This is a genomic window from Pseudomonas sp., assembly GCF_028293835.1.
GTDB lineage: Bacteria > Pseudomonadota > Gammaproteobacteria > Pseudomonadales > Pseudomonadaceae > Aquipseudomonas.
On the sequence record NZ_JAQGNX010000105.1, the window covers coordinates 19,513 to 40,184 of the forward strand.

Consider the following 20,672-nt stretch of genomic DNA (forward strand, 5'->3'; position numbering starts at 1 on the left):
CTACGCCAATGGGCTCCTACAGGCGCAAACCCCTCCACCGGTCTGCCAATTTTTCGATTGAATGAATTTCTACGGTCGCCGTGGCTCCGTTATGTATGCGCAGGCCTAAGGAGGTCTGGCCGGAGGCGCCGAAAAGGCCCCCGTCTTAGTATGGAGTTGCCATGAATACTCTTCGAATGCCTGCTTTGGACCCGATTGCCTCCGCCTGTTCGGTACAGGCCCCAGGCGCGATAAAACACCTTTACGATGACCTGATGCGCGGGCCAGACGCCGACTGTGTGTCCGATGCCCGTGAGTTCCTGCACCAACAATTGGCCATGGTCGGTGAGGCGCCGTGCGACCTTCCTGAAAATCCAGCCGATCTGGAAGCATGGGTCCAAGCCAATTCCACCGCAGTGGGTCAGCAATACGCTGACTATCTGAAGCAGCGAAAAAATGGTGGGGCCAGACGGTTTTTCACCAACAAGGCACATGCGCTGTACTTTCTGCAATGCGTTGCTCCGAGCAAGGCAGTGGATGGCGCGTGGCTGTATGGCACCCTGCGGCATTGGGATGATTACCGTTTTGATGGACTGGTTCGCACGTACCTCGAAGAATTGGGTGACGGTGACCCGGCGCAAAACCATGTGGTTATTTATCGCAAATTGCTTGCCGAGCAGGGCTGTGAATCGGCAATCGACCTGCACGATGAGCATTATCTGCAGGGCGCGTTGCAGTTGGCGCTCGGCTACAACGCACGGCATTTCTTACCCGAAGTCATCGGCTTCAACCTCGGTTATGAACAACTGCCGCTGCATTTGCTGATCACCGCTTACGAACTCAGCGAACTGGGCATCGATCCGTATTACTTCACATTGCACGTCACCATCGATAACGCCAGCTCTGGGCATGCATGCAGGGCCGCGCAATCGGTCTTGCAGTTGATGCCCGTCGACAGCAACCCGAGGGACTTTTACCGGCGGGTGGCCTTGGGTTATCGACTCAATGACCTGGGTTTGAATACCACTGCAGTCATCCAGTCGTTCGACCTTCAGCAAGAAGTCGTGCAGATGTTGGAGCGCAAACGCAGTTTTGGTCAGCACATGCATTCCGACTACTGCAAATTCGAAGGCCGCACCGTTAACGAGTGGCTGCACGAACCCGGAAAAATCCCAGGGTTTTTGTCTGCGCTGGAAAACAAAGGCTGGATAAAACGTCATCAAGACCCACAACTGAGCCGGTTTTGGCAACTGATCGAGGGTGCGGGTGCGTCTATGTTCGGGGTGTTCAGCCCCTATGAAAAACAACTGCTGCGTGACTGGATCAGCGGGGACTGGCAGCCGCAAGGCAGTCAATCGCTGGCCCGGACGCGCAGCGCATTTACCGCCAACGCCCGTTCGCGGTTTATGCCCAGCGAAGCCACAAGCCATCGCGACATACCACCCGGTCTACCGGCCAAGTCGGTGGACATGGATCTGGACCGCTTGCGCACTGAGCTGCAGATCATGAGCCAACACAATCAGCTTCTGTACCTGATCGACCGCATGTCGCCAGGGCGGCATTCGACGCCGGCAGGGCTCTTGGCCACCCGCATGTTCGCCGAATTTATCGGGCAATAAGCGTTATTACAGGAGATCAGCATGCACGCCGATGACGAGCAATTGGCCGCAGACACCGCGTTGCTGCAACTGGGCCGACGCCTTCAGGCCGACGGTTATCACTTCACTACCGTGACCCCGTTGACCCATCGTCGGGTCAACGAACGAGCGGGGACGCGAATGGCGACTACGTTGCGTGATGTCTTCGGTTGGAGTCGATCTTTTTCACCCTCGCTGATGTCCGCCGATGAGTTGCAGCAGATGCGTCAGGCCGGCATTGTCGAGGAGCGATCAACCGGTTTGGCCAGCACCGTCAGATGGTCAAGTCTGGGTGACCTGCTGCTGGCTCATTCCGGCTTCCCGACCACGGCCAGCGATGCGGTATTTTTTGGCCCCGACACGTACCGTTTTTCCCAGGCGATCGAGGCCCATTTGAACAGCAGCTTTCATGAGATCAACCATGTCATCGACATTGGTTGCGGCTCAGGTGCAGGGGCCATTCTGATTGCCAGGGCGCGGCGTGAAGCGCAGGTGCTTGCAACCGATATCAACCCGATGGCACTGCGCATGACGTCAGTCAATGCGGCGCTGGCGGGCGTTACCAATGTGTCCTGCGAACGCAGAGATATCTTGCGAGACGTTATTGGAACGTTCGACCTCATCGTGGCGAATCCGCCTTATATGAAAGACCCAGGGCAACGGGCTTATCGTCACGGCGGCGGCGATCTGGGGGCGCAACTGTCCGTGCGAATCGTTGAAGAAGCGCTGCCCCGATTGTCAGTTGGCGGCTCGCTGCTGCTGTATACCGGTGTGGCAATGGTCGAAGGCAGCGATCCGTTTATTGCCGCGTTGAAAACGCAATTGGACCATCCAGACTACAACTGGACGTACCGTGAACTCGACCCCGATGTGTTCGGCGAAGAGTTGGCCACCCCCGGCTATGAAAGCGTGGACCGAATAGCGGCAGTGGTGTTGACCGTCACTCGAAGCGCTTAGGCGCAAATGTAATCCGGCCGCGAAACTCGCGGCCGGGTATCAAAGAAATTAAACGGCCATCGCGTCGGCTCCGTAACCATTGGGGTTAAGACACTGCCAACGCCAAGCGTCCTCAAGCATACAGTTCAAGTCCCGTTTCGATTCCCAGCCCAACTCCTCCCGCGCTTTGCTCGGATCCGACCAGCACTGCGCAATGTCACCGCTACGCCGCGGCTCGACGCAGACGGGCATGGTTTTACCGACCACTTTTTCAAACGCTTTGAGTACCTCCAGCACGGAGTAACCGCGACCGGTGCCAAGGTTCCAGGTGGATATTCCGGGTTGCTTGCGCAGGCGGTTCAGGGCCATCAAGTGACCCTCGGCCAAGTCAACAACGTGCAAGTAATCGCGGATCCCGGTGCCGTCTGGCGTTGGGTAATCATCGCCATAAATACGCAGGGCGGGCAGCTGTTTCAGCGCTACCTGCAACAAATAGGGCAGTAGATTATTAGGGATATTTTTCGGAGCTTCCCCCAGCAGGCCGGACGGGTGCGCGCCGATGGGATTGAAGTAACGCAGCAGGCCGATGGCCCAACGTGGATCGGAATGCGCCACGCTGCGCATGACGTGTTCGGCCATGAGTTTGGAATGGCCGTACGGATTAGTCGGCAAACCCAGTGCGGCACTTTCGGAGATGGGCATGGTTTCGCTCTCGCCATACACCGTGGCCGATGAGCTGAACACCAACGTAAACACTTCGGCATGGGCCATTGCCTGGCACAGCGTCACGCTGCCGCTGACGTTGGTTTCAAAGTACCGGAGTGGCTCGCGAACACTTTCACCCACAGCCTTTAACCCAGCGAAATGCATCACAGCATCGATTGGATATGCAGCAAACAGTTTGTCCAGCAGTGGCCGGCTTCTCACGTCTCCCATGACAAACTGTGGCCTTCGCCCCGCAAGGCGCGTGACCCGTTCCAAAGAAGCGCTGGAGCTGTTGCACAAATTGTCCAGCACCAAGACTTCATGCCCGTTTTGCAGTAAGGCAAGTACTGCATGCGCGCCAATATAGCCCGCCCCCCCAGTCACTAGAATCATTGGGTATTCCTCGAACTTGCACATTCTTTGACCGGCGAAGCGGACAGCAAAACCGTACAACGGCCAGATCGAGCGAATTACGACACCACACACCTGCCGTCAAATTTTGACGGTTTGTACAGGAAATCACGTAGCTCTTGATAATGGGAAAGTCGGGCGATGCGCTAGTTCAGCGTACGTTGCTGACCGGCGGTGACGTTTCGTCGCTTCGTTTTAATTTGCTCTGAACGCCTTGACGAAAAGCTTACTCACATAAACGTGACAGGGGGTTTGTGCAAGAAGTCATGCGTCTGGTTGACAGTGTTGTTGCCTTCATTGGTATCTGCGTATCCGCTGCAAGATGATATGTGTTTTCGCCCTCGGTGATACGTAACGACGTCTTTCCAGAGGAACAAAATAATGGAAGAAGCCCAGACGCAATATCCCGACGCTCTTGATGACCAACAAGAGATTTCCCAAGCCGTTGAGGTGCTGACTGCGATCCTCAGGCCCACGTTGCTGTGCTTGTCACACCTGCGCTGGGGGTTTGTTTATCAACGTCCGCAGCATTTGATGTCGCGATTCACACTGGACTATCAAGTACTTTTTTTTGAAGAACCGTTGCCCTCAAACCGTACTGACGCCTGGCTCGAGGAGTTGGTACAGGCCAGTGGCGTCACGGTGTTGGTCCCACACATCCCAGCCGGGCTTACGGCCCGAGCCGTGAATCGAATCCAACGTGAATTGCTCGACGGCTACTTGGCTGAGCATCCGCCATTGGAACTGCTGCTGTGGTACTTCACCCCGATGAGTCTGGCATTCACGGAGCATCTGTCGCCTCAGGTGACGGTCTTCGATTGCATGGACGAGTTGTCTGCCTTCAAGGGCGCTCCACCGGATTTACTGGATAAAGAACGCCGGTTGTTGGCCCGTGCCGACGTCGTGTTCACCGGAGGTCACAGCCTTTGGGAAGCAAAACGCGGGCAGCACCCTAACGTCCATTCAATGCCCAGCAGCGTCGATATCGAGCATTTTTCCAAGGCTCGTCAGGTGCTTGCCGAGCCTGAGGATCAACGCGCAATTGGCTATCCACGCTTGGGCTTTTTCGGCGTGATAGACGAGCGTTTCGACATTGAATTGCTGGCGAATCTGGCGGTGGAACATCCGCAATGGCAGTTCGTATTAATTGGGCCAGTGGTGAAGATCGATGTCGCGATGCTGCCTCGGCTGAGCAATATTCACTACCTGGGCGGCAAGGCGTATGCGCAGTTGCCGGAGTATCTCAGTGGTTGGGATGTGGCCTTGATGCCATTTGCGATCAATGAATCCACACGCTTTATCAGCCCGACAAAAACACCTGAATACCTGGCGGGAGGTTGCCCGGTGGTGTCCACCCCGATCATTGATGTGGTGCGGACTTACGGCAACAGCCCGGTGGTGCGAATTGCCGGTGTCGCCGAGGATTTTGCCAGGGCGATCAAGACAGCATTGGCCTATCGCAACGACCTCGACGCGCTCTATCGGCATGCGGATGAGGCCTTGCAAGGCATGTCGTGGGACCACACCTGGACCAACATCAAGGAGCAAATCGAATGCCTGAAATAACCTTGGAAAGGGCTGAAGAAAATTCCCGGCGCGGCCTCACGTATGATTATCTAATTGTCGGCGCCGGATTTGCCGGTAGCGTGTTGGCGGAGCGCTTAGCGGCAGGTCTCGGCAAGCGCGTGCTGCTGATTGATCGACGCGAGCATGTCGGCGGCAACGCTTATGACCATCTCAATGAGGCTGGCATTCTGGTTCATCGCTACGGGCCCCATATCTTCCATACCAACGCGCAACGCATTGTCGATTACCTGTCGGAATTCACCGAGTGGCGCCCTTATGAGCATCGGGTGTTGGCGCAAGTCGACGAGCATCTGTTGCCAATTCCAATCAACCTGACGACCTTGAACGGCCTGTACGGGTTGTCGTTGACGGAAGAGCAGGCACAGGATTTTCTCGCCAGCCGCGCGGAACCGGTGGCCGATATTCGCACCTCGGAAGACGTGGTCATTAACCAGATTGGTCGCGAGTTGTACGAGAAGTTTTTCCGCGGTTATACCCGCAAGCAATGGGGCCTGGACCCGTCCGAACTGGACAAGTCGGTCACCTCGAGAATCCCGACCCGCACCACCACTGATGATCGTTATTTCACCGACACCTTTCAGATGATGCCGCTGGAAGGCTACACCAAAATGTTTGAGCGGATGCTGGATCATCCTGGCATCGACATCGTGCTCGACACTGATTTCGAGGTGGTCCGCGAGCGCGTGAGTTATCAGCACCTGGTGTATTGCGGCCCGATCGATGAGTATTTTGGTCATTGTCTGGGGCGTCTACCGTATCGGTGCCTGCGCTTCCGCCATGAAACCGTGAATCAGGAGCAGTTTCAGAAGGTGGCGGTGGTCAATTATCCGGCGGAAACGGTGCCCTACACGCGGATCACCGAGTACAAGCACTTGACCGGCCAGCAACACCCGTTGACCAGCCTCACTTACGAATTTCCGTGCGAAGACGGCGATCCTTATTATCCGATCCCGCGGCCAGAAAACGCCGAGCTGTATGCGCGTTACAAAGCCCTGGCTGAAAAAACACCCGAGGTTACTTTTCTTGGGCGGTTGGGGACGTACAAGTATTACAACATGGACCAGGTTGTGGGCCAGGCGTTGGCCTTGTACAAACGAATCGCCGACGCCGAGGCCGAAGTAGGGCAGGCGCTGTATGCCCAGCAACCCATCGCTGTCGAGAATTGAGCATGCATCAGGCGCAACTGTTTGACAGTTTTTTCATGGGTGGTTTCGAGTGTTCTACCCATCGCCGCCAAGACGGTAAACGCCTCGATCTTATCCAGTCCAGCGGGCACGAGCGCTGGGCTGGAAACGATTACGCACAGCTGGCAGCAGCGGGGATCACCAGTGTCCGCGATGGCCTGCGCTGGCACCTCATCGAAGGGCAATCCGGGCACTATGACTGGAGCAGTTTTCTGCCCATGCTGCGGGCGGCTAATGCTCAAGGGACTCAGGTTATCTGGGATCTATCCCATTATGGCTGCCCGGAAGGACTGGACATCTGGCGTCCTGAATTCGTTGAGCGCTTCGCCCGGTTCGCGGCCGCCGCGGCCAGGGTGGTGCGCGAGGAGTCGGATCAGATTCCGTTCTATTCCCTGGTGAACGAAATCTCGTTTTGGGCATGGGCCGGTGGTGACGTCGGTTATTTCGAACCGAGTGCACGAGGGCGCGGGACTGAGCTCAAGCATCAGTTGGTGCGCGCCAGCATCGCGGCCATCGAAGCAGTCCGTGCCGTGGAACCTCGTGCGCGGTTTGTTCAGACTGACCCTATCATCAACGTCATAGCGGACAGCCCTCGGCAAGAGGACACCGCTGCGGCGGAAGAATATCGCCTGTCGCAATTCGAGGCGTGGGATTTGTTGACCGGTGCCCGCTGGCCAGGCCTCGGTGGTAAACCGGATTACCTGGATATCATCGGGGTTAATTTTTATCCGCATAACCAGTGGCTTCGTAGCGGAGGGCGCATTTTGCGCGGGGATTATCGCTACCGTCCTTTGGCGGGCATGTTGGCTGAGACGTGGCGGCGGTATCAGCGGCCGATCCTGATATCCGAAACCGGATGGGAAGGGCCTGAACGGGCGAGTTGGTTTAAGTATGTCTGCGAGCAGGCGACGCAGGCGATGACCCGTGGCGTCCCGATTGAGGGGATCTGCTGGTACCCCATTCTTGATTATCCTGGTTGGGACGATGACCGGCATTGCCCGGCAGGGTTATTTGGGTATGCCGACGGCCAGGGACGGAGGCCAGCGGACGAGGCGCTGGCGTTGGAGCTTCACGCGCAGCAGCAGCACTTTGCGTTGCTGGGCAATAAACCCCACGCGGCGCTGGGTGTGATTGGCAGTGAGTGCGTCTAGATGAAAACTGACCGGGAGGCGAACGTACCGTTGCCCGGCCAGCCACTGGCTTTTTTGCTGCGCTATATCCGGCTAAGGCCCTGGCAGTTTGGCACGCTTTTTATATTAATCATTGGCGCCGCATTGTGCGCGGTGGCCGTGCAATACGGCATGAAGTTGCTGGTCGACATCATGACCCTGGGCGATCGCGCAACGGTTTCGATCTGGAAGCCGTTTACGCTGTTTATCAGCTTGATTGTTCTCGAGAACCTGTTGTGGCGCCTTGGCGGTTGGTTGGGGTCGCGTACCGTTATCGCCAGTTGTGCGGATTTGCGCGTTGACCTTTTCAATCATTTGACCGGTCACCCCATGCATTACTTTTCGACGCATTTTGCCGGGGCACTGGGAAATCGGATTTCGGCCACTGGGGCTGCTGCTGGAGGGATCTACGGCGGCTTTATCTGGAAAATCGTGCCGCCGTGCGTGGATTTCATCGGGGCGGTATTGCTGCTCAATAGCGTGAACGTCGGCATGGCGCTGGCGTTGATCGGTTGTGTGACGGTGGTCGCTACGCTGATCACCTTTTTTGGTGTCAGGGGCCGTGGGCGGCACATGAGCTTTGCTGCTCAGTCGGCGCGGGTAGGGGGCGAACTCGTTGACCTGGTGTCCAACGTATGGACCATCAAGGCCTTCTCCGCCAGAGCGCGGGAAGGCCAGCGCTTGTCTCAGGCGATTGGCGTAGAAGCCCAGGCGCAACGGCGCAGTTGGATCTATCTGGAGTCGGCGCGGATGCTGCACGACGTCTGCCTGTCGTTAATGGCGGGTGGCATGCTGGCCTGGGCGTTGCTGGAATGGCGCGCAGGCAGCGTAACGGCGGGTGATGTAGTAATGGTCAGCGCGCTGACATTCCGGATTTTGCATGGCTCCCGGGACTTGGCCCTGGCCTTGGTGGACGCCGCCCAGCAGATGGGTGCCATTGCCGAAACCTTACGCATCATCATTCAGCCTTACGCGTTGCTGGACGTCGATACCGAACTGTCCACTTCCCAAGGCAACATCGAGCTGGTCGACGTGGGTTACCAATACCCGGGCGGTCGACGGGTTTTCGAGCATTTGTCGCTGTTTATTCCGGCGGGGCAGCGGGTGGGTATCGTGGGGTCTTCCGGGGCCGGTAAATCGACGCTGATCGGCTTGATTCAACGCCTCGATGATGTGTCCAGCGGCATTATCCTGATTGATCAACGGGACATTCGCACGGTCAGCCAGGACAGCCTGCGCCGTCAGATTTCGGTGGTGCCTCAAGAGGCGGCGCTGTTTAACCGCAGTATTTACGAGAATATTCGCTACGGTCGTCCGGACGCCGATCACGAGGAAGTACTGGCCGCCGCGCGGCATGCCTATTGCGATGAGTTCATCCGACAACTGCCCCAGGGCTACGAAACACTGGTGGGAGAGCGTGGGGTGATGCTGTCCGGTGGCCAACGCCAGCGGTTGGGTTTGGCGAGAGCATTTCTCAAAGCCGCCCCGGTTTTGATTCTGGACGAGGCCACCTCGGCGCTGGATTCTCAATCCGAAGCTATCATCAAGACAGCCTTGGGCGATCTGATGAAAAACCGCACGGTGTTGGCCGTCGCGCATCGGTTGTCTACGGTGGCAAACTTCGACCGCGTGATTGTGTTGCAAGATGGGCGTGTCGTCGAGGATGGCAGTCCTGGCGATCTGTTGCATAACGGCGGGGCGTATGAGGCGCTTTGGGTCGCCCAGGCGCTGCCGCAAAAGTCCTGATGAACCCTACGTCGCTTAACCTCATAAACTGGATGGCGATACTGATATCGGATGGAACTCGCTCCCGGCAGCGGTATCCACCGATTGGAGTGCCAAATGGATGTCCATCGATGGCCGTTAGTATGAAGGGTGGACAATGAGCGCACCGGACAATAACGAACAGGCGGTCGTGGGCCGCTGCGAGCCTGCGCCCCCGGTCCGAAAGCTTAGCCTGGGTGCGTTGAACGGCAGCATCGCCTTGCCCAAGGCCCGGCATTGGTTTCGGCGGCTTCTGGCGTTCACCGGACCGGGCTATATGGTCGCTGTCGGTTACATGGACCCGGGCAACTGGGCCACCGACATCGCCGGCGGATCGCAGTTTGGCTATCTGCTGCTGTCAGTCATTTTGCTTTCAAGCTTGATGGCAATTTTGCTCCAGGCGCTGGCGGCACGCTTGGGCATCGCCACCGGTATGGATCTGGCGCAGGCGTGTCGAGAGCAATACAGTCGGCCCGTATGTATCGGCCTGTGGCTGGCCTGCGAAACGGCGATAGTGGCGTGCGACTTGGCCGAGGTCATCGGCACGGCCATTGCGCTCAATTTGCTGTTCGGTTTGCCCATGCTGTGGGGGGTTATAGTCTCCGTTGCCGATGTGTTCCTGATTTTGATGCTGATGGGACGCGGCTTTCGCGCCCTTGAAGCCTTTGTAATCGCCTTGTTAACCATCATTTTTGTCTGTTTCGGGGCGCAGATGGTGCTTGCCCAGCCTTCAATCAGCGACATAATCGGCGGTTTCATTCCCCGTGCGCAGATCGTTACCGACCCTATTGCGCTGTACCTGGCCATTGGCATCGTCGGCGCCACGGTGATGCCCCATAACCTTTATCTGCATTCGTCCATTGTGCAAACCCGCGCCTACCCACGAACCGTGGCCGGTCGCAAAATCGGGCTGCGTTGGGCGGTGGTGGACAGCAGCGTGGCGCTGATGCTGGCACTGTTTGTTAATGCCGCGATCCTGATTACCTCGGCCGAGGTTTTCAACAAGGCAGGTCGCACCGATGTTCTGGACATCGAACAGGCCTATCACTTGTTATCGCCAATGCTGGGGGTTGGCGTGGCCTCGACCTTATTTGCCGTGGCGCTGTTGGCGTCGGGTATCAATTCGACGGTGACGGCCACGTTGGCCGGCCAAATCGTGATGGAAGGCTTTCTTCAGCTCAAAGTTCCTGATTGGGCGCGGCGGCTGCTGACCCGTGGCTTGGCAATCATTCCGGTGATCGTCGTGACCCTTCTGTACGGACCCAGCGGCACGACCAAACTGCTGGTATTTAGCCAGGTCGTGCTGTCAATGCAGCTGCCATTCGCGGTTATTCCTCTGGTGCGCTTCGTTTCCAGTCGCACGCTCATGGGGGAATTCGTGACGGGACGCTGGCTGACTTTTATGGCGTGGGGCGTTACGTTGGTGATTGTTGTTTTGAATGTGGAGTTGTTGGCCATAACGTTTGGGTGAGGGAGAAAGAATCAGGCTGATGGCGTTTCAGTTGCAATTTAATCGCGCTTTGCCCGGACGGTACTTCAGCAAACAGTCCGTCCAGTTAATTTGCCGTTACGACTGGACCTTTCCCCACGATAAGCAATCATTAGTGCATGATTATCAAAAAGGAACTGTGCATGCTTATCCGGACATTAGCACTTGCCACTTTGATTACCGCTGCAGTCGGCCCCGCGTTGGCCGCCGACAGTGACGGGCCCTTGGTTCAGGATCGCGGGAAATCTCGCCCTTTGATTATCATTGCGCCAAGTTCCGCAGACCCCACTGTGGTCAGCATGAAAAAGGCTTTGGACGACCCCGCCAATCGTGCGGCTTTTAATGAGCGCAACATGGTGCTTTACACCGTGCTCAACCTCATCGGCCAGCGCGACGGCAAGAATATGGACGCGCAGACCACCATGGCTTTGATCCGTGAGCTGAATCTGGGCGCAGGCGGTCAAGCCAAAGTCATTCTGGTGGGTAAAGACGGCGAGAAGAAACTTGAGCACTCCGGACCGATTGATCCGAAAGAGTTGTTCAGTACAATCGATCAAATGCCCATGGGCGAAAAAGAAGCACCGGCTAGCGCTACGACCCCGGCACCTGCTGCTCCCGACGCCGCTCCGGCGCCAACTACCAAGGCCGGTAAATCGACCAAGGCTGGCAAGGCGCCCCCGGCTCCGGCCAAGTCACTGGATGATTGAGCATGCTGCGACGCGGTTCATCAGGCAGACCTAGTCCCGTTTTATCGCGCAGGCCGACGGCTTATTAGCTGGTTGAGGACGCTTTGCGGGGCGTTGCAGAGCGTTTTGCGGTGGGTGGCTTGCCTGCCGCTGGCTTTCGTTTTTTCTTCCACGCCGCACCGCTTCGGCCCGACGGGCTTGCCGGGCCGCTGATGGTCAACTGCAAGCCAGTGCAGCGTGCCACCTGTTTGGTCATCCAGGCCGATTGTTTGGCGACGAACTCTTCCAGGGTCATTTCGCCACTTTGTACCATGTCCAATGCCTGCTCCCAGATCGCGGTGGTTCCCGGATCGGCGATGGCCCGTGGCACGGCATCGATCAGGCTAAACGCGGCAGGGGAGGCTGCCAATGCTTTACCCACCTTGTTCAAATAGCCACGGTCTAGCAACCCCTGGATGATGCCCGCTCGAGTCGCCTCGGTCCCGATACCGGTGGTGTCTTTGAGTTTTTGCTTGAGTCGCGGATCGCTGACCAGTTTGGCGACATTTTTCATGGCCTTGATCAGATCGCCTTCCGTGAACGGTTTGGGCGGCTGAGTCCATAAGTCCTTCAGCGTGACATTCTCGACCGCAAATTCCTGTCCTTCCCTGAGAGCTGGAAGTGCTTGGGGAGCGGGCGCTTCATTGGCTTTGCCGGGTGCAAGCGCCTGGGGCAGCGCGCGCTTCCAGCCGGGTTCGACAATGCATTTGCCCACCGCCCGCAACGCTTGCCCGGTGCAATCAAAATCGGCTTGGGTTCGATCATATTCATGGTTTGGCAGAAACTGCGCCAGATAACGCGCGCGGATCAAGGTATAGACGGCGCGTTGCTTGCTCGCCAGACGTCCTGGGTCAACCGTGGCGGCAGTCGGAATAATGCCGTGGTGCGCATTGACCTTAGTGTCGTTCCAGGCCCTGGAGCGACGCTGTGGGTCCAGATGCTTCATTAGCTCTGCCAGGCCCGGATCGGCACGGCCCAGCCCGGCCAGGATTGCCGGAGCCTCGCTGTGCTGACTCAACGGCAGATAGCCGCAATCGCTGCGCGGGTAGGTGATGATTTTGTATTGCTCGTACAGCGACTGCGCGATATCCAGGGTTTCCTGAGCGCCCAGCCCAAGCTTTTTCGAGCAGACTTCCTGCAATGTCCCCAAATCAAACAGCAATGGCGGCGCCTCACGCATGCGTTCGGTTCGCAGTTTGATGACTCGGGCAGTGTTGGCGCTGCTTAATGCCGCTGCCGCCTCTTTGGCCAAGGTCGGATTCTGGCAGCGGCCATGTTCATCGCAGACGTCTTCTGGCGCAATCCACTGCGCGGCAAACGACGTACCGTCGCTCAGCAACTGGACGTCGATGGACCAATACGGAACCGGCACGAAGTCAGCGATGCTGCGGTCGCGGTCCACCACCAAGCGCAGGGTGGGCGTTTGCACCCGGCCCACCGGCAACACGCCCTGATAGCCGGACTGACGGCCGAGCAGGGTGAACAGCCGGCTCATGTTCATGCCGATCAACCAGTCTGCCCGGGACCGACCCAGCGCCGAGTGGTACAGACTGAAGGTTTCGGCGCCTGGTTTAAGCGCGGCCAGGGCCTTGCGAATCGAGGCGTCGTCCAGCGCGGAGAGCCACAAGCGTTGAATCGGTCCGCGATAGCGACAGTGTTCCACCAGTTCCCGGGCGATCATCTCGCCCTCGCGGTCGGCGTCGGTAGCGATCACCAGTTCCTGAGCCTCGTTCAGCAGGCGTTTCACGGCCTTGAACTGGCTGGCGGTCTTGGACTTGACAAGCATCTTCCATTTGGCGGGGATGATCGGTAGATCTGCCAACACCCAGCGTTTATAGCGTTCGTCGTAAGCGTCTGGCGGTGCGGCCTCCAGCAGATGGCCGATGCACCAGGTTACCGTGATGTCCGACCCAAGCCAGCAGCCATCGCCACGTCGGGTCGCACCGAGTACTTTGGCGATATCTTTGGCCTGAGAAGGTTTTTCGCACAGGAACAGCCGCATGTTTTTCCGTTTTGGTTGCTGCGGGAAGAACGTGCAGCATGCGCAGTGTTGACCGATCAGGCAAGCTTTATCTGTATGGATATACAGCTAAAGATTACCCAGGCATCGGTACGGGGGTGAGCACCGGCTGGTTGGCAAAATGCGCTGTCAGGTTTTGCAGGGCAAGTTGCGCCGTTGCTGCCACAGCCTCTGGCGAGCGGCCTGCGATGTGTGGGGTGAAGATGATGTTGGTCAGTGTGGCAAATTCTGCGGGCACCTCGGGTTCGCCATCCAGTACGTCCAGGGCTGCCCCGGCAATGCGTTTTTGTTGAAGCGCATCGATCAACGCGGCGGTGTCGACGACGCTGCCGCGGGAGATGTTGATCAGGAAACCGCCGCAACCCAGTGCTGCCAATACCGATGCGTTGACCAGGTGCCGGGTAGTCGCGCCGCCGGGTGTAGCGATCACAACGAAGTCGGCCCAGGTGGCCAGTTCTTCCGGGGTCTCGCAATAGGCATAAGGCGTGTCTGCGACAGGTGTGCGGTTGTGGTAGCTAATCTGCATGTTGAAGCCGTTTTTGGCCCGTTGGGCAATTTGTTTGCCGATATTTCCGAGGCCAAGGACGCCGAGTTTTTTACCGGAAACCATAGGCCGTGGTTGGCGAGATTGTGCCCACTCGCCGCGACGTACCGCTGCGTCCGCTTGGGGAATGCCTCGGGCAATGGACATCAATAGCGCCATGGCATGGTCGGCGACGGACGCGTCGTTGGTGCCAGCGCCGTTGCTGACAATGATCCCCCGCGCCTGGGCCGCAACCAGGTCAATTTTTTCGTAACCTGCACCCAGGGCGCAGATGATTTCTACTGCGGGGAAGCTGGCGATTTCGTCGGCAGTGAAACCGGTTGAGCCATTGGTCAGCACGGCGCGGATGTCAGTGCCATAGGTGATAGCGGCGTTTGCCCGATCGTGTGGTGTGGTGGCAAGACAAAGGTCGAACCCGGCAGATTCAAAGCTGGCCAGGCCGTTCGGGTTGACTTCGATCAGGATCAACAGTGGTATCGACATTTTGCAATCCCCTCGCTCACAACCGCCTCTGTTGGAGCCAACTTGTTGACGAAACGCCCTATGCGGTAATGCTTCGCCAACATGTTGGCCCCTACAGGTTGCGCAGATTCAATGGTGCGCCCTTAAGCTGCTTGCTGAAACAAAATGAAACGAATCCATAATCATTTAAGTCTATTGGGCTTAAGACAACTCAGAAAGAAGCCGCAATGAAACTACCGCGTCCCCAAGACCGTCTCGCGCTGCTGGAACGCCGGCGTAATGAAAAAATGGCCCGTTCGGCTCATGCCTATGTACGCGGTAATACGGTTCAATTTTACCAGTGGCTCAACAGCCAACGCGGCCGGAGCCTACCTCACGGCCCCAGCGTGTGGATTTGTGGCGATTGTCACGTCGGCAATCTGGGACCAACCGGGGATATTCGCGGCCATATCGACATTAACATCCGCGACCTGGACCAGGCGGTGATTGGCAATCCGACCCATGACCTGGTGCGGCTTGCGCTTTCCCTGGCGATGGCGGCCCGAGGTTCGGACCTGCCGGGTGTCACCACCGCACGCATGCTGGAAGAGATGATGCGCGGCTATGAGCAGGCGTTTGTCAAAGGGCAAGGTGAACAACCTGAACGTCCCAAGCAAGTGAAGGGCAGTATGCGTACCGCGGTGCAGCGCACATGGAAACATTTGGCCCGGGAACGTATCGACAACGAGCGTCCGACAATTCCGTTGGGCAAAAGCTTCTGGCCGCTGTCCCGCGCGGAAAAAGCCGAGATTAAACTGCTCTGCGCCACGCCTGAAATGCATAGGTTGGTCACCTCATTGAGAGGTCGCCCCAACGACGCTCGTGTTGAGCTGCTGGACTCGGCGTACTGGGTCAAAGGCTGCAGCTCGCTGGGATTGATGCGCTATGCGGTGCTGCTGGGCGTTGGAGACGATGACCAACAGGATCACTGCCTGATCGATGTGAAGGAGGCCGTCGCTGCCGCTGCGCCCCGTGCCTCCCGGGCTCATATGCCCCGCGATAATGCCCGTCGGGTGGTGGAAGGCGCCCGCCACCTGTCACCGGCGTTGGGTGATCGTATGTTAGCCACACGCTTTCTCGACCATGGTGTGTTCATTCGTGAACTGTTGCCCCAAGACATGAAGTTGCAGATGGACACGCTGAATGAAACTGACGCCATGCGCGCTGCGGGTTACCTGGCGCGCATAGTCGGCAACGCCCATGCCCGGCAGATGGATGACGACATGCGAAAAAGCTGGCTGGCGGATTTGCAGCTCAACCGCTCCAAGACCCTGGATGCGCCTTCATGGTTGTGGACCAGCGTCGTGCAGTTGGTCGGTAGCCATGAAGAGGGTTATCTCGAGCATTGCCGTCGTTATGCATTGGAAACCGCACGCTGAGACCGGTGAAGGTGTTTTAGGCGCCGTGGCTCCCTACAGGCAGCACCTCGGTCAGTCAGATACACCGCGTAGCCAGCTGCACAGCAGCAATCGATTGACTGCATTCAGGGGCAGGCGTAAAAAATGGCCCCTGCTTATGGGCCCAGGTGCAGTCACGACATGAAAGTATTCAACGAAATTGAAACCGCTCGACTTATGCCTATCCGCGAGTTGATCGATGCCTTGCGCATTGCCGCCCAACAGGTCATCGATGGCGATATCGTCAGCCCGGAACGTCTGGTGGTTGCCCTGAAAGAGGGCGGTGTGATGCTGTCAATGCCGGCCACGGCGGATGACATCGCCATTCATAAACTGGTGAACGTAAACCCGCGCAACCGCCATCACGGTTTGCCAACGATCCATGGGCAAGTGGTCGCCTGTGATGCGTTGAGCGGCGTCATGTTGTTTCAGGTGGACGGCCCGACCGTGACCGGCAGACGAACCGCTGCGGTGACGCTGCTCGGCATCAGTTGCCTGCTGCCGCAAGCGCCGCGTTCGGTGCTGATCATTGGCGGTGGCAAGCAAGCGGCCAATCATGTGGAGGCGATTGCCGAGGTATACCCTGAAGCCACTATTCGCGTGCGCGGCAGCTCCCTGCAAAGTGCCCAGGCGTTTGTTGATCGCTTCAAAGCCAGCGCACCCAACCTGGTGATCGAAGACCTCAGCAATCAATCGACTGCCGACGTCGTGATTACCGTCACCACCAGTAAAACACCGGTGTACCTTGAGCCAGCCCATCCCGGTTGCCTGGTGATTGGCGTTGGCGCGTTCACCCCGGACGCCGCCGAGATTTCCGCCAAGGTGATCAATGCCAGCACGGTATATGTAGACGACCCCTTGGGCGCTACCCACGAAGCGGGCGACCTGATCCTGGCCAACATCGATTGGACCCGGGTTAAATCCCTGGCCTCTGCGCTCATCGACAAACCTGACTTTTCAAAACCGATCGTGCTTAAAACCGTAGGCACCGGTGCCTGGGATCTGGCGGCGTGCCGGGTGATCAGAGCCAATCTTGAACGGAGCTGATCAGCGCCTGGATGGGTAGCGCCTCTGGTAGTATCGGCGCACTTGAAATTCAGAGGTGCCCCATGAGCGAGCCGATTCGCCTTACCCAATACAGTCATGGCGCCGGTTGTGGCTGCAAAATATCGCCGGAAGTGCTGGAAGTGATTCTGGCCGGCAGCGGTGCGCAGAACCTTGATCCAAAGCTCTGGGTTGGCAATGCCTCCCGTGACGACGCTGCGGTGTATGCCATCGACGAAGAGCGCGGCGTGGTCTCGACCACCGACTTCTTCATGCCAATTGTCGATGACCCGTTCGATTTCGGGCGCATCGCCGCCACCAATGCCATCAGTGATATTTATGCCATGGGCGGTGATCCGCTGATGGCGATTGCGATTCTGGGCTGGCCGGTAAACCTGCTGGCGCCGGAAGTGGCCCGTGAAGTCATTCGTGGTGGTCGAGCCGTTTGCGATGCGGCGGGTATTCCCCTGGCCGGCGGGCATTCCATTGACGCGCCTGAGCCGATCTTCGGCCTGGCGGTGACCGGACTGGTGGAGAAGCGCTTCATGAAGCGCAACGACACCGCCACTGAAGGCTGCAAACTTTACCTGACCAAACCGCTGGGTATCGGCATTCTCACCACTGCTGAAAAGAAAGGCCTGCTGCGGGCTGAGGATCAGGGCGTGGCGCGGGACCTGATGTGTACGTTGAACAAACCGGGCAGCCGTTTTGCCCGGCTTGATGGGGTCAAGGCCATGACCGACGTCACCGGCTTTGGTTTGCTGGGGCATCTGGTAGAAATGGCCGATGGCGCGAAACTTACCGCACGGATCGATTTCGCTGCGGTGCCGCGCTTGCCCAGCGTCGAGTTCTACCTGGAACAAAATTGCGTGCCCGGCGGTACCCATCGTAACTTCGACAGTTACAGCGCTCGCCTGACCCCGTTGACTCAGATGCAGAAACTGTTGCTGTGCGACCCGCAGACCAGCGGCGGCCTGTTGGTGGCGGTCGAGCCGTCAGCGCAAGAAGCATTCTTGGCGATGGCGGCGGAACTGGGCCTGGACTTGTCGGTAATCGGCGAATTCATCGGCCGACAGAGCCACGCGGTCGAGGTGTTCTGATGCGGGAAAACAGTGCCGACTACCGCGAAATCTTTCTCAATGACATTCCGCTGATGGACGTTCGGGCTCCGGTCGAGTTCGACAAGGGCGCTTTCCCGCTGGCGCGCAACCTGCCGCTGATGAATGACCTGGAGCGGGAGAAAGTGGGCACCTGCTACAAGCAACACGGCCAGCAGGCGGCCATCGAACTGGGCCATCAACTGGTCTGCGGGCAAACCAGGCAGGACCGCATTGACGCCTGGTCCGAGTTTGCCCGCTCCCGGCCCCAAGGCTTTTTGTATTGCTTTCGCGGCGGCCTGCGTTCGCAATTGACACAACAATGGCTCAAAAACGAGGCGGGGATCGAGTACCCACGGGTGCTCAACGGTTATAAGGCGTTGCGCACTTATTTGATGGACGTTACCGAGAAAGCAGTACTGGAATGTGATTTCGTGCTGGTGGGCGGGCTGACGGGCTCGGGTAAAACAGAGGTGTTGGCCAAGCTGGGCAATGCGTTGGATTTGGAGGGACATGCCAACCATCGCGGCTCAAGCTTCGGCAAGCATGCGACCGGGCAACCGGCGCAGATCAGTTTCGAAAATGCCCTGTCCATCGATATTCTGAAGAAACGGGCGGCGGGCTTGAATCAGTTCGTGATCGAAGACGAAGGCCGTGCAGTGGGCAGTCGTGCGATTCCATTGACCTTGTTTCAAGGCATGCAGCAGTACCCGCTGGTGTGGCTGGAAGAGCCGTTCGAAAACCGCGTGGAGCGGATCTTGAAGGATTACGTGGTCGACCTCTGCGCTGAGTTTATTGCGGTACATGGCATAGAGCAGGGATTCGGCCAGTTTGCGGCGCAACTGCGCCAGAGCCTGGGCAGTATCGTTAAACGCTTGGGCGGGGAACGTTACCAGCGCCTGTCGGCGGTAATGGACAGCGCACTGGACGAGCAGGAAAGATTAGGCGCGGTGGACCTGCATCGTGGCTGGATCAGCGGATTGTTAAGCGAGTACTACGATCCGATGTACGCCTACCAGCGCGACAGCAAAGGGCCGCGCATCGAGTTTTCCGGTGAACAACCGGCGGTGATCGAGTACCTGAAACACCGCCAGCAGCGGACGGCCTGACAAATGCTCTGCAGGAGCCAACGTGTTGACGAGGCGGTATGTCGTGACACACCGCGTCAAGCCCTTCGCCAGCAAGTTGGCTCCTACCGGGTTTGATTATGAAGGGTATTGGGTAGCTTTACAGAATCGCAGCACCCACCACTCCGCTGATAACACCCACCAACATCGTCAATGCAGCCACGGTCACCAGCACCTTGGCGTCGAACGACTTACGCAGCATCAGCAGTGACGGCAGGCTGACGCTGGGAAGGGTCATCAGCAGTGCGACGGCCGGGCCGGTGCCCAGGCCCAGGGACAGCATCGTCTGCACAATTGGAATCTCTGCAGCAGTGGGAATCACAAACAACGTACCCACTGCAGCCAACGCCACCATCCACATCAGGCTGTTGCCCATGGACGCATCGACGTGTGGGAACAGCCAAACCCGCGCTGCGCCCAGGACCAGCACCGCCACGATGTAAATCGGGATTGTGCTCCAGAACAACTGCCACAGTGTTTTTGCCCAGCGCGACATAAAATTGTTTTGGTCGGTCGAGCTTGCTTCAGCCACCGCTTCCAGTGCCTGTTCCGGCACCTGTTCCGGGCTGGCGATACGTTGCGCGATCAAGGAAACGCCCAACACCAGAATCACCCCGGCCACCAGGCGCAGCGCGGTGAATTCCCAGCCCAGCACAAAACCCATGAACACCAGTGTTGCCGGGTTCAAGACCGGGTTAGCGATCCAAAAGGCCAGCGCCGCACCCACCGACACCTGCTGCCGACGCATGCCAGCCGCCACCGGCGCAGCACAGCAGCTGCACATCATCCCCGGCAGGGCGAACAATCCGCCCCGCAGCGTTGAACCGAAACCGGCACGCCCGAACAGGCTCAACAACCAGTCCCGGGGGATCAGCACTTGCAGCAGCGAACCGAGGATGACCGCTAGAACAGCCGCTTTCCAGATGGCCAGGAAATACACCTGGGCATAGGCCAGTGCTGCGCTGATTGGGCTGTCCTGTGCTGCGCCCAGAATTGATGCGCCGATGCTGTGACTGTCAGCGGCAACGAACGACTTAAGGTAATAGGGCGACCATTTGACGTAGTAGAGGCCGATGACCGCCACCAACAAAAACAAAATGGGCTTCCACCAGAACGACAAGCTCCGTGGTTGAGCGGTGGTAGGCAACGTGGTCATTGAGCGGGTTCCGGTGAGTAAAGATATCGCCGCATGATAGCTCAGCTTGTGCATCGGGCTTGATTGGATTTGGGATAATCCACATCTCTTTAGGAGCCAATGTGTTGGCGAGGCAATAAACCAGGCACCGCTCAAACGCCTCTCGCCAATACGTTGGCTGTTATCAAACAACCCATAACTTATTGACCTGAAAATATCTG

16 protein-coding genes are annotated in these 20,672 nt (G+C 57.9%); 12 read left to right on the top strand and 4 right to left on the bottom strand.

Going from position 1 to position 20,672, the window contains the following annotated elements:
- The first annotated feature begins 254 nt into the window (after window positions 1–254).
- Together JWR17_RS14490 and JWR17_RS14495 are read left to right on the top strand one after the other, a co-directional pair.
- Entirely contained in the window at window positions 255–1,598 is a 1,344-nt protein-coding gene (locus JWR17_RS14490) for an iron-containing redox enzyme family protein (RefSeq protein WP_299832695.1), read from the top strand.
- A gap of 21 nt (window positions 1,599–1,619) precedes the next feature.
- Complete coding sequence (locus tag JWR17_RS14495) at window positions 1,620–2,573, top strand: class I SAM-dependent methyltransferase (RefSeq protein ID WP_299832600.1); 954 nt, start codon at window positions 1,620–1,622, stop codon at window positions 2,571–2,573.
- Between the two features lie 48 nt (window positions 2,574–2,621).
- On the opposite strand, the gene galE is transcribed toward JWR17_RS14495, so the two are convergent.
- Complete coding sequence (galE, locus tag JWR17_RS14500) at window positions 2,622–3,650, bottom strand: UDP-glucose 4-epimerase GalE (protein ID WP_299832601.1); 1,029 nt, start codon at window positions 3,648–3,650, stop codon at window positions 2,622–2,624.
- 399 nt (window positions 3,651–4,049) lie between these two features.
- Here galE and JWR17_RS14505 point away from each other — a divergent pair, with 399 nt between their 5' ends.
- From JWR17_RS14505 to JWR17_RS14530, 6 genes are all read left to right on the top strand, one after another.
- A complete protein-coding gene (locus tag JWR17_RS14505) occupies window positions 4,050–5,234 on the top strand; it encodes a glycosyltransferase family 1 protein (protein WP_299832602.1) in 1,185 nt (394 codons plus the stop codon).
- The gene (glf, locus tag JWR17_RS14510) at window positions 5,222–6,421 is read left to right on the top strand and encodes a UDP-galactopyranose mutase (protein WP_299832603.1); all 1,200 of its coding nucleotides are present in this window, start codon (window positions 5,222–5,224) and stop codon (window positions 6,419–6,421) included. The genes JWR17_RS14505 and glf overlap by 13 nt, the downstream gene beginning before the upstream one ends.
- A gap of 2 nt (window positions 6,422–6,423) precedes the next feature.
- Entirely contained in the window at window positions 6,424–7,590 is a 1,167-nt protein-coding gene (locus JWR17_RS14515; protein WP_299832604.1) for a beta-glucosidase, read from the top strand.
- The gene (locus JWR17_RS14520) at window positions 7,591–9,354 is read left to right on the top strand and encodes an ABC transporter ATP-binding protein (RefSeq protein WP_299832605.1); all 1,764 of its coding nucleotides are present in this window, start codon (window positions 7,591–7,593) and stop codon (window positions 9,352–9,354) included.
- Between the two features lie 136 nt (window positions 9,355–9,490).
- Entirely contained in the window at window positions 9,491–10,843 is a 1,353-nt protein-coding gene (locus tag JWR17_RS14525; RefSeq protein ID WP_299832606.1) for an Nramp family divalent metal transporter, read from the top strand.
- 161 nt (window positions 10,844–11,004) lie between these two features.
- Window positions 11,005–11,568 (top strand): DUF4174 domain-containing protein, encoded by a 564-nt coding sequence (locus JWR17_RS14530; protein WP_299832608.1) that lies wholly within the window; start codon window positions 11,005–11,007, stop codon window positions 11,566–11,568.
- A gap of 64 nt (window positions 11,569–11,632) precedes the next feature.
- Here the strand turns inward: JWR17_RS14530 and JWR17_RS14535 are convergent, their stop codons facing one another.
- Together JWR17_RS14535 and JWR17_RS14540 are read right to left on the bottom strand one after the other, a co-directional pair.
- On the bottom strand, window positions 11,633–13,588 hold the full coding sequence (locus JWR17_RS14535) for a DNA topoisomerase III (RefSeq protein WP_299832609.1): 1,956 nt from the start codon (window positions 13,586–13,588) through the stop codon (window positions 11,633–11,635).
- Window positions 13,589–13,682: 94 nt separating this feature from the next.
- The gene (locus JWR17_RS14540; RefSeq protein ID WP_299832610.1) at window positions 13,683–14,633 is read right to left on the bottom strand and encodes a 2-hydroxyacid dehydrogenase; all 951 of its coding nucleotides are present in this window, start codon (window positions 14,631–14,633) and stop codon (window positions 13,683–13,685) included.
- 206 nt (window positions 14,634–14,839) lie between these two features.
- Between JWR17_RS14540 and JWR17_RS14545 the strand changes: the two genes are divergently transcribed.
- The 4 genes from JWR17_RS14545 (at window position 14,840) to mnmH (ending at window position 19,298) form a co-directional block, all read left to right on the top strand.
- Window positions 14,840–16,030 (top strand): DUF2252 family protein, encoded by a 1,191-nt coding sequence (locus JWR17_RS14545; RefSeq protein ID WP_299832611.1) that lies wholly within the window; start codon window positions 14,840–14,842, stop codon window positions 16,028–16,030.
- Between the two features lie 159 nt (window positions 16,031–16,189).
- Entirely contained in the window at window positions 16,190–17,095 is a 906-nt protein-coding gene (gene lhpI, locus JWR17_RS14550) for a bifunctional Delta(1)-pyrroline-2-carboxylate/Delta(1)-piperideine-2-carboxylate reductase (protein ID WP_299832612.1), read from the top strand.
- A 62-nt stretch (window positions 17,096–17,157) separates the two neighbouring features.
- Complete coding sequence (gene selD, locus JWR17_RS14555) at window positions 17,158–18,192, top strand: selenide, water dikinase SelD (RefSeq protein ID WP_299832613.1); 1,035 nt, start codon at window positions 17,158–17,160, stop codon at window positions 18,190–18,192.
- Window positions 18,192–19,298: a tRNA 2-selenouridine(34) synthase MnmH gene (mnmH, locus tag JWR17_RS14560; protein ID WP_299832615.1), complete on the top strand. Its 1,107-nt coding sequence runs from the start codon at window positions 18,192–18,194 to the stop codon at window positions 19,296–19,298. Before selD ends, mnmH begins: the two co-directional genes overlap by 1 nt.
- A 118-nt stretch (window positions 19,299–19,416) precedes the next feature.
- Here mnmH and JWR17_RS14565 read toward each other — a convergent pair whose 3' ends face one another.
- Complete coding sequence (locus tag JWR17_RS14565) at window positions 19,417–20,472, bottom strand: permease (protein WP_299832616.1); 1,056 nt, start codon at window positions 20,470–20,472, stop codon at window positions 19,417–19,419.
- Between the last annotated feature and the right edge of the window lie 200 nt (window positions 20,473–20,672).